Origin of the sequence: Variovorax defluvii (assembly GCF_039541515.1) — a bacterium.
In the GTDB taxonomy this organism is placed as follows: domain Bacteria; phylum Pseudomonadota; class Gammaproteobacteria; order Burkholderiales; family Burkholderiaceae_C; genus Variovorax; species Variovorax defluvii.
The window spans coordinates 252,542-261,599 of the sequence record NZ_BAABGJ010000027.1; the positions used below are offsets into that span (position 1 = coordinate 252,542).

General features: G+C 69.8%; 7 protein-coding genes. 3 read left to right on the forward strand and 4 right to left on the reverse strand.

Features of this window, described 5'->3' with window-relative positions:
• Positions 1 to 14 precede the first annotated feature (14 nt).
• Genes eda through ABEA07_RS15015 form a run of 4 tightly spaced genes read right to left on the reverse strand, consistent with a single transcriptional unit; the run spans position 15 to position 5,473 of the window.
• Positions 15 to 647 carry a bifunctional 4-hydroxy-2-oxoglutarate aldolase/2-dehydro-3-deoxy-phosphogluconate aldolase gene (gene eda / locus ABEA07_RS15000; RefSeq protein WP_345538797.1) on the reverse strand — a complete coding sequence of 211 codons (633 nt, stop codon included), beginning with the start codon at positions 645 to 647 and terminating at the stop codon, positions 15 to 17.
• A complete protein-coding gene (gene edd / locus ABEA07_RS15005) occupies positions 644 to 2,548 on the reverse strand; it encodes a phosphogluconate dehydratase (protein WP_345538798.1) in 1,905 nt (634 codons plus the stop codon). Before edd ends, eda begins: the two co-directional genes overlap by 4 nt.
• Positions 2,549 to 2,576: 28 nt before the next feature.
• The gene (locus tag ABEA07_RS15010) at positions 2,577 to 4,214 is read right to left on the reverse strand and encodes an NADP-dependent glyceraldehyde-3-phosphate dehydrogenase (protein WP_345538799.1); all 1,638 of its coding nucleotides are present in this window, start codon (positions 4,212 to 4,214) and stop codon (positions 2,577 to 2,579) included.
• Positions 4,215 to 4,234: 20 nt separating this feature from the next.
• On the reverse strand, positions 4,235 to 5,473 hold the full coding sequence (locus ABEA07_RS15015; RefSeq protein ID WP_345538800.1) for an ROK family transcriptional regulator: 1,239 nt from the start codon (positions 5,471 to 5,473) through the stop codon (positions 4,235 to 4,237).
• 261 nt (positions 5,474 to 5,734) lie between these two features.
• Between ABEA07_RS15015 and ABEA07_RS15020 the strand changes: the two genes are divergently transcribed.
• The 3 genes from ABEA07_RS15020 to ABEA07_RS15030 all read left to right on the forward strand — a co-directional run.
• Positions 5,735 to 6,991: an ROK family protein gene (locus ABEA07_RS15020; protein WP_345538801.1), complete on the forward strand. Its 1,257-nt coding sequence runs from the start codon at positions 5,735 to 5,737 to the stop codon at positions 6,989 to 6,991.
• On the forward strand, positions 6,984 to 8,525 hold the full coding sequence (locus ABEA07_RS15025; protein ID WP_345538802.1) for a sugar ABC transporter ATP-binding protein: 1,542 nt from the start codon (positions 6,984 to 6,986) through the stop codon (positions 8,523 to 8,525). Before ABEA07_RS15020 ends, ABEA07_RS15025 begins: the two co-directional genes overlap by 8 nt.
• 40 nt (positions 8,526 to 8,565) lie before the next feature.
• On the forward strand, positions 8,566 to 9,058 hold a 493-nt coding region (locus ABEA07_RS15030; protein ID WP_425584133.1), incomplete at its 3' end, for an ABC transporter permease subunit.

Consider the following 9,058-nt stretch of genomic DNA (forward strand, 5'->3'; position numbering starts at 1 on the left):
TGTGAATGCGTCCGTCAGCGCTTGGCCGCCTGAAGCTGCGCCGTCTCGCGCGCGAGCGTGGTGATGCGGCCCCAGTCGCGGGCAGCGACCGAGCCGGCCGGCGTGAGCCACGAACCGCCGACGCAGGCCACGTTCGGCAGGGCCAGGAAATCCGGCGCCGTCGGGGCGCCGATCCCGCCGGTCGGGCAGAAGTTCAGCTCGGGAAAAGGGCCTGCCAAGGCCTTCAGCATGCCCACGCCCCCGGCCTGCTGTGCCGGAAAGAGCTTGAGCTCCCTGAAGCCGGCCGTGCGCGCCCCGATCACGTCGGAAGGCGTCATCACGCCGGGCAGCAGCGGCAACGCACTGTCGCGGGCCGCGGCGACCAGCTCCGGCGTCAGGCCCGGACTCACGCCGAACAGCGCACCGGCCTTGAGCGCCGCATCGAAGTCCTGCGCCCGCGTGATGGTCCCCACGCCGGTGATGGCGCCTTCGACCTCGTCGGCAATGGCCTCGATCGCCTGGAGCGCCATCGGCGTGCGCAAGGTGATCTCCAGCACCCGGATGCCGCCCGCCACCAGCGCGCGCGCCAGGGGCACGGCGTCTTCCAGCCTGTCGATGACGATGACCGGGATCACCGGTCCCATGCGCATGATGCTCAGGATGTTCATGCCGTGACTCCTCGTGTGAATGCAAAGTGGTCGTGAACGGGCGCGACGTGCGCCGCAGTGGCCGGCGCCGCGGGCTCGGCGGCCAGGAAGGTGATCGCGCCCTGCTCCGCCCCGAGCGCGTTGGCGCGGAAGGCCGCGAACAGCTCACGGCCCATGCCCTGGCGCGCGTCCTCCAGCGCCGCATCCGCGGGCCGGCGGGCCTGCCATTCGGCCGCGTCGACGCGGGCCTCCAGCACGCCATGCTCCGCGTCGAACACGATCAGGTCGCCGTCGCGAACCCGCGCCAGCGGCCCACCGGCCAGGCATTCGGGCGTGACGTGGATGGCCGCCGGCACCTTGCCGGAGGCGCCGGACATGCGGCCGTCGGTCACCAGCGCCACATGGAAGCCCTGGTCCTGCAGCACGCCCAGGATGGGCGTGAGCTTGTGCAGCTCCGGCATGCCGTTGGCACGCGGCCCCTGGTAGCGCACCACCGCCACGAAGTCGCGCTGCAGTTCGCCGAGATCGAAGGCGGCCATCACCGCCTCTTGCGTGTCGAACACGCGCGCCCGCGCCTCGACCCGGCGGTGCTCGGGCTTCACGGCCGAGGTCTTGACCACGGCGCGGCCCAGGTTGCCGGCCAGCAGCTTCAGCCCGCCATCGGTGCTGAACGGGGCGGCGGCGGGTGCCAGCACGCTCGCATCGCCGCTCTCGCGCGGTGCATCGCGCCAGGCCAGCCGGCCGGCTTCGTCCAGGCACGGCTGCTGGCGATAGCGCGCGAGGCCGCCCTCGCCCGCCACCGTCAGCGTGTCTCCGTGCAGCAGGCCAGGGTCCAGCAGCTCGCCGATCACGTAGCCCATGCCGCCGGCCGCATGGAACTGGTTGACGTCGGCCCTGCCGTTGGGATAGACGCGGGCCAGCAGCGGCACCACGTCCGAGAGATCGCGGAAGTCGTCCCAGTCGATGACGATGCCGGCGGCACGCGCGATCGCCACCAGGTGGATGGTGTGGTTGGTCGAGCCGCCCGTCGCCAGCAGGCCGACGATCGCGTTGGCGATGGCCCGCTCGTCGACCACCCGGCCGACGGGCGTGTACTCGGCGCCCTCGGCACCGATCTCGGCGGCCCGCTTCGCCGCCGCCGCGGTGAGCGCGTCGCGCAGCGGCGTGTTCGGCGGGACGAAGGCCGCGCCCGGCAGATGCAGGCCCATCACCTCCATCAGCATCTGGTTGCTGTTGGCCGTGCCGTAGAAGGTGCAGGTGCCCGCCGAGTGGTAGGACTTCTCTTCGGACGCCAGCAGCGCCTCGTGCCCCACTTCGCCCTTGGCGAAGCGTTGGCGCACCCGCGCCTTCTCGTCGTTGGAGATGCCCGAGGGCATCGGCCCGCCGGGCACGAAGATCGTCGGCAGGTGACCGAAGTGCAGGGCGCCGATCAGCAGGCCGGGAACGATCTTGTCGCAGATGCCCAGGCACAGCGCGGCATCGAACATGTTGTGCGACAGCGCGACCGCGGTGGCCATCGCGATCACGTCGCGGCTGAAAAGCGACAGCTCCATGCCGGGCTCCCCCTGCGTGACGCCGTCGCACATCGCCGGCACGCCGCCGGCGAACTGCGCCGTGGCGCCCGCTTCGCGCGCGGCGCGCTTGAGGATCTCGGGGTAGCGCTCGTAGGGCTGGTGTGCCGAGAGCATGTCGTTGTACGACGAGACGATCGCCAGGTTGGGGCGCCGCATCTCGCGCAGCATGATCTTGTCGCCGGCGGGCGCCGCGGCATAGGCATGTGCCAGGTTCGTGCAGCCGAGCGCCTGCCGGACCGGGCCCTTCGTCCGGGCACGTTCGAGCCCGGCGAGGTAGAGGGAGCGCGATGCCGCACTGCGGCTGCGGATGCGGTCGGTGACCGCGGCAAGGACGGGATGGAGGCTCATCTTGAAAACGGACGGGTGTGAGGCCTCATCAGAGGATGAAGCCGGTGTTGATGAAGCTGGACCGGTGGTCCGTGACGATGGCGTTGAGCAGCCGCTTGCTCGGTTCGGTCTGCCTGGCCGCCACCATCGAGCGGATCGAGAAGGCGCGCAGCGCATCGGTCACCGACAACGTGCCCTCGGCCGAGTCCTTGCGCCCGGCGAAGGGGAACACGTCGGGCCCGCGCTGGCATTGGCAGTTGATGTTCACCCGGCACACCTGGTTCACCAGCGGATCGACCAGCGCGCCGATGCGGGCGGGGTCGGAGCCGAAGATGCTGACCTGCTGGCCGTGGTCGGCGCTGATGACGTACTCGAGTGCGGTCTCCACGTCGTCGTAGGGCATGACCGGGACCAGCGGGCCGAACTGCTCCTCGCGATAGAGCTTCATGCCCTCGGCCACCGGATAGACGACGGCGGGATGGAAGAGCGTCTGGCTGAAGGCGCCGCCGCCTTCGTTGACGATCCGGGCGCCCTTGGCCCGCGCGTCGTCCAGCGCCTCGGTCATGTAGGCCGTGCGGTGCAGGCCCGGCAGCGGGGTGATGCCGACGCCGCTCTCCCACGGCATGCCCAGCTTGAGCTTGCCCAGCTCTTCGGTGAAGCGCGCGAGGAAGCGATCGGCGATCGAGCGGTGGACGATCAGCATCTTCAGCGCGGTACAGCGCTGGCCGTTGAAGGACAGCGCGCCCAGCAGGCATTCCTTGACGGTGAGTTCGATGTCGGCGTCGGGCAGGACGATCGCGGCGTTCTTGGCATCCAGTCCGAGGATGGCCCGCAGCCGGTGCGACTTGGGGTGCTGCTTCTTGAGGTGATCGGCCACCTTGCTCGAGCCGATCAGCGCCAGCACGTCGACCTTGCCCGAGGCCAGCAGGCGCGGCACGACCACCGCGCCCGGCGCGTAAATGGTGTTGATCACGCCCGGCGGGAAGGCCGATCGGAAGGCATCGAGCAGCGGCTGGAACAGCAGCGTGCCGTACTGCGGCGGCTTGAACACCACCGTGTTGCCCATCAGCAGGGCCGGGATCAGCGTGGCGAAGGTCTCGTTGAGCGGGTAGTTGTACGGCCCCATGCACAGCACCACGCCCAGCGGCGTGCGCCGGATCTGGCCGATGGTGCCTTCGGCGACGACGAAGCGCGAGCTGCCGTTGTCCAGATCCTTCAGCGCCTCGATCGTGGCCTGGGTGTATTCGACGGTGCGGTCGAACTCCTTGCGCGAGTCGGCCAGGCTCTTGCCGATCTCCCACATGATGAGCTTCACCACCCCCTCGCGCTGCTGCGCCATGCGCCGCACGAACGCTTCCATGCAGCCGATGCGCTCGGCCACGGCCATCGTGGGCCAGGCGCCGCGGCCGTTGGCGTAGGCGGCGACGGCGGCGTCGAGTGCCGCGTCGCTCTCGGCCTCGCCCATCACGGGGTAGCTGCCGATCTCCACCTGGCGCGGCTCGCCGCCGGCGGCGTCGCGGGTGCAGACCGGCGACAGCACCGTCTTGCACGGGCCGCTCCAGGGCCGCATCTGGCCGCCGACCAGCGACAGGCGCTGGTGCACCGGGGCATCGAGGCGGTGCTCGGCGGGGATGTCCTCGAGCAGGGGGAAGTGCTGGGCAAGTTGGGCGCTGCGGTCGTGGGTCATGGGGTCTCCGGGGGGTGTGATCAGCGATCGAGCTTGAGGAACAGGTCGCGATCGGGGGCGAAGTTCGCGTACAGCGGCAAGATGGCGCCGCCGATCGCGCGTGCATCGGCGCCGATGGTGCCGGCCAGCAGCTCGGGCCGGGCGATGCCCTCCCAGCTGAATCGGTCCAGCGCGCCGCCGACCTGCGCCAGCACCTGCGCGAGCAGGTCGCGGCTGAACGATCCGTCGACGATGACGCCGTCGAGTTCGAGCAGCGCCGTCGCGCCGTGGATGGCCATGGCGATCGCCGGACAGGCCTGGCGCATCCATTCGTTCGTGACGGGCAGCCATGGCGCTTCGACCGCCCGCGCGTCCGCGACGGCGCGGGCATCGAGTCCGGCCTGCGCGTACATCTTCTCCAGCGTGACCAGGGAGGCCACGCTCAGCAGCTGCGGAGGCGGTGCGCCGTCGGCGCCGCCGAGCCCCAGCGGCATCGACCCCAGGGCACCGGCGTTGCCCGTGGCACCCGGGCGCAGGTGGCTGTCGATCACCAGCCCGCCGCCGATGAAGGTATCGATGAAGACGTACAGGAAGCTGCGGACGCTGCGCCCGCGCCCGGCCACCAGCTCGGCCACGCAGGCGGCCGCCGTGTCCTTGACCAGTTCGACCGGCAGCGTCGTCATGGCCGCCACCCGCGCGCGGATGTCGATGTCGTTCCACTTCGCGGCCTGCTCCGGCGCCACGCCGAGCAGCGACTGCCAGCCGCCGAGCGACAGGGGCGCGGCGATGCCGATGCCGCTGAGCAGCTGTGCCCGTCTCGGCCCGAGCGAGCGGCGCAAGCGCTTCAGGCGCGCGCGGATTTCGTCGAACAGCGTGTCGGGATCGGGGAACTCGTAGGCCAGCGTGAGGCGCTCGCGCACCTGCGCCGTGAAGTCGAGCAGCAGCACATCGAGGCTGCGCCGGCCGATCTTGATGCCGATCGAATAGGCGCCGTCCGGGTTCAGCGCCATCGGCACCGACGGCTGCCCGATCTTGCCGCGCACCGGCGCACGCTTGAGCACCAGCGCATCGGCTTCGAGGCGCGAAGTGATGATCTGCACCGTCTGGGGCGTGAGGTGCGTCAGGCGCGCGATCTCCGCCTTCGGCAGCTCTCCGTGCAGGCGGATGGCCTGCAGCACCACGCGTTCGTTGAACTGGCGCAGCCCCCCCTGGTTGGAACCGCGCGGGCGCATCCCGTCCTGGGCCGGGGTGCCATTCAGGGTGTCGGTGTTCTTGGGCAAGTGTTCGTCTCCGGCTGCGGGCCGGTGCACCGGCCGCGGGTCCTGGTGATTCGCTCCGTGGCAGGCGGATTGTCGAGCCTCTTATTTAATAAATCAACTGTATTTACTTATTGCCACGCCCTGCTTTCGGCGGCGAAGAGCCGGCTCCGCTGGCTGTTCGAGAGCCTCGTTCTCACATATCGGGGAAATCCCTGACCTCGTTTCAGCCACCCCGTCCTAAACTTTCTTCAACTTGAATTAATTAATAGACCGGAGACACCCGTGCGACCACGCCACCCCGGACGGGGGACGAATTCGATCAACCTGCGCCTCTACAACGAGCGCAGCCTGCTGCAGCGGCTGCGCCGCGCCGGCGAAGCGTCGAAGGCGGATCTCGCGCGCTGGGCCGAGCTCACCAACACCGCGGTGGGCAGCATCGTTCAGTCGCTGGAAGAGTCCCGGCTGATCGAGCCCGCGGGACGCCGCCAGGAAGGCCAGCGCGGCCAGCCCGCCGGGCTGTACCGCATCAATCCGGAAGGCGCCTTCGGCATCGGCGTGCGCGTGGACCGCGCGAGCATCGAGACCGTGCTGCTCGACCTTGGCGGCAAGATCCTGGCGCGCGAGGCGCACGGCCTGCCGCTCCCCCATCCGGACGAAGCCCTGCTGCTGGTGCGCAAGGGCGTGGGCCGCATGCTGGACGTGCTCGACGGCGCCCAGCGCCGCCGCCTCATGGGCGTCGGCCTGGCGCAGCCCTACGACCTGGGCAGTTGGCTGCGCGAACTCGACCTGAAGGCCGACTTCCGCATCTGGAACGGCGTCGATTTCGGCACCATGCTCTCGCAGGCGGTGCAGCAACCCGTGTTCAAGGAAAACGACGGCAACGCGGCCGCGATCGCCGAGCTCTTCTTCGGCGTCGGCCGCGAGGAAAGCGACTTCCTCTATGTCTTCATCGGCGCGGCACTCGGCGCAGGTGCCGTGGTCGGCGGCGAGAGCCTGCGCGGCAGCACCGGCAATGCGGCCGACCTCGGCCTGGTGCCGGTGCCGCCCAGCGCCCTGGCATCGGCGCCGCCGTCGCAGCGCCGCTGGGACATCCTGCTGTCACGCGCCTCGCTCAATTCGCTCACGCGTCATCTGCGCCACCACGGCGTGATGGTGCGCAACCACGACGACCTCGAAAGCTGCATCGAGGCCGGCCGGCCCGAGGTGCGCGAATGGCTGGACGACTGCGTCGACGCGCTGGTGCCCTCGCTGCGCGCCGCTCTCGCCGTGCTCGACCTGCCCGCGGTCGTGATCGATTGCGACATCGACAGCGGGCTGATCGACGAACTCATCCGCCGCGTCGATGCAGGCCTCAGGCAGATCGCACCCGAAGCGCGGCAGACCCCGCGGCTCGTGCGCGGCAGCTTCCGCGCCAACGCCGGCGCGGTCGGCGCCGCCAGCCTGCCCATGTTCTTCAGTTTCTCGCCCCGCGCCGACGTGCTGCGCGGACAGCCCACCGCCGCCTTCTCCCATACCGCCAAGGAGACCCTCCATGCCTGAACCCACCGCGCATCTTCTGGAGTTGCGCAACATTTCCAAGACCTTCCCCGGCGTGAAGGCCTTGCAGAACGTTCAATTGCACGCCAACAAAGGCCTCGTGCATGCCTTGATGGGCGAGAACGGCGCCGGCAAGTCCACGCTCATGAAGATTCTCTCGGGCGCCTACATGCCGGACCCCGGCGCCGAGATCCGCATCGACGGCAAGCAGGTGAGCATCGACGGCCCGCTGGCGGCCAAGGCGCTCGGCGTGTCGGTGATCTACCAGGAGCTGAGCCTCGCCCCCAACCTCACGGTGGCGGAGAACATCTACATGGGCCGCCCGATGGTCAAGGGCGCATTGGTCGACCGTGCCGGCATGGCCGAATCGTGCGCGGCCACGCTGGAGCGCCTGGGTGCGGACTTCGGGCCGGGCACGATCGTCGACACCCTGTCGATCGCGAAGCGCCAACTGGTGGAAATCGCCCGCGCGGTGCATTTCGACTGCCGCATCCTGGTGATGGACGAGCCGACCACGCCTTTGTCCACGCACGAGACCGACCGCCTCTTCGCGCTGATCAAGCGCTTGCGCGCCGAGGGCATGGCCATCCTGTACATCAGTCATCGCATGGACGAGATCGACGAGCTCGCCGACGAAGTGACGGTACTGCGCGACGGCACTTACGTCGGCACGCTCGGGCGTGCAGAACTCTCGCGCGACAAGCTGGTGAAGATGATGGTGGGCCGCGATCTGTCGGGCTTCTACCGCAAGGAACACCACGGCCTGCACACCGGGGCGCGCGCACTGGCGGTGAGGCACATGTCCGACGGCCGGCGCGTGCGCGACTGCAGCCTGGAGCTGTTCGCCGGCGAGGTGCTGGGCCTGGCGGGCCTGGTCGGGGCCGGCCGCACGGAACTGGCGCGCCTGATCTTCGGCGCCGATGCGCGCACCGGCGGCGACGTGCAGATGGGCGAGCGCACGCTCAGGATCGAGCAGCCGCTCGACGCCATCCGCTCGGGCATCCTCTACCTGACGGAAGACCGCAAGGGCGAGGGCCTGTTCCTCGACCTGAGCGTGCGCGACAACATCAACGTGATGGTGTGCCCGAAGGATGCCCATGGCGCGGGCGTGATGGACGGCCGGCGCGCCTTCGAGCGGGCCCGGGACGCCATCCGGCAGCTCTCGATCCGCGTCGCCTCGCCGCGCGTCAACGTCGGCTCGCTGTCGGGCGGCAACCAGCAGAAGGTACTGCTGGCGCGCCTGCTGGAGCTCAAGCCCAAGGTGCTGATCCTCGACGAGCCGACACGCGGCGTCGACATCGGCGCCAAGAGCGAGATCTACCGGCTGATCGACGAGCTGGCACGCAGCGGCGTCGCCGTGCTGGTGATCTCGAGCGAGTTGGCCGAAGTCGTCGGCGTGTGCGACCGGGTGATCGTGATGCGCGAAGGCCGCCTGGTCGGGGAGGTCGGCGGCGACACCGGCATCCCGATCACCCAGGAAAACATCGTGGCCCTGGCGACCGGCGCGACCACGGGTACGGCCCCGACCGTCCACTGACGAGCCCACCCTCGCCCACCGAGCCCTCCGGAGACAGACCATGAACCCCACCCATCCGGCCGATCAGGCCCTGCCCGAGCCTTTCCCCGCCGCCGCACCCATCGCAGACGGCAGCGGCGCACCCGGCGCCTCCGCCCACGTCAAACCGCCGGTGCCGGCGTCGCGCGGCAAGGACTTCCTGCGCGCCATCGGCATGCTGCCGGTGCTCATCCTGCTGTGCATCGGCTTCACGGTGTCGAGCGAGAACTTCGCCAGCTGGCAGAACTTCTCGATCATCACCCAGCAGGCCTCCATCAACATCGTGCTGGCCGCCGGCATGACCTTCGTCATCCTCACCGCGGGCATCGACCTGTCGGTGGGCTCGATCCTCGCGGCCTCCGCGGTGTCGGCGATGCTGGTGTCCACCATTCCCGGCCTGGGCATGCTGGGCATCGCCGCGGGCCTGGGCTGCGGGCTGCTCTTCGGGCTGATCAACGGCGTGCTGATCGCCTTCCTCAAGCTGCCGCCCTTCATCGTGACCCTGGGCTCGCTCA

What these genes read in the sequence shown, in the direction of transcription:
- eda (WP_345538797.1), bottom strand. Translation starts at nt 647, where the DNA reads ATGAACATCCTGAGCATCATGCGCATGGGACCGGTGATCCCGGTCATC.
- edd (WP_345538798.1), bottom strand. Translation starts at nt 2,548, where the DNA reads ATGAGCCTCCATCCCGTCCTTGCCGCGGTCACCGACCGCATCCGCAGC.
- ABEA07_RS15010 (WP_345538799.1), bottom strand. Translation starts at nt 4,214, where the DNA reads ATGACCCACGACCGCAGCGCCCAACTTGCCCAGCACTTCCCCCTGCTC.
- ABEA07_RS15025 (WP_345538802.1), top strand. Translation starts at nt 6,984, where the DNA reads ATGCCTGAACCCACCGCGCATCTTCTGGAGTTGCGCAACATTTCCAAG.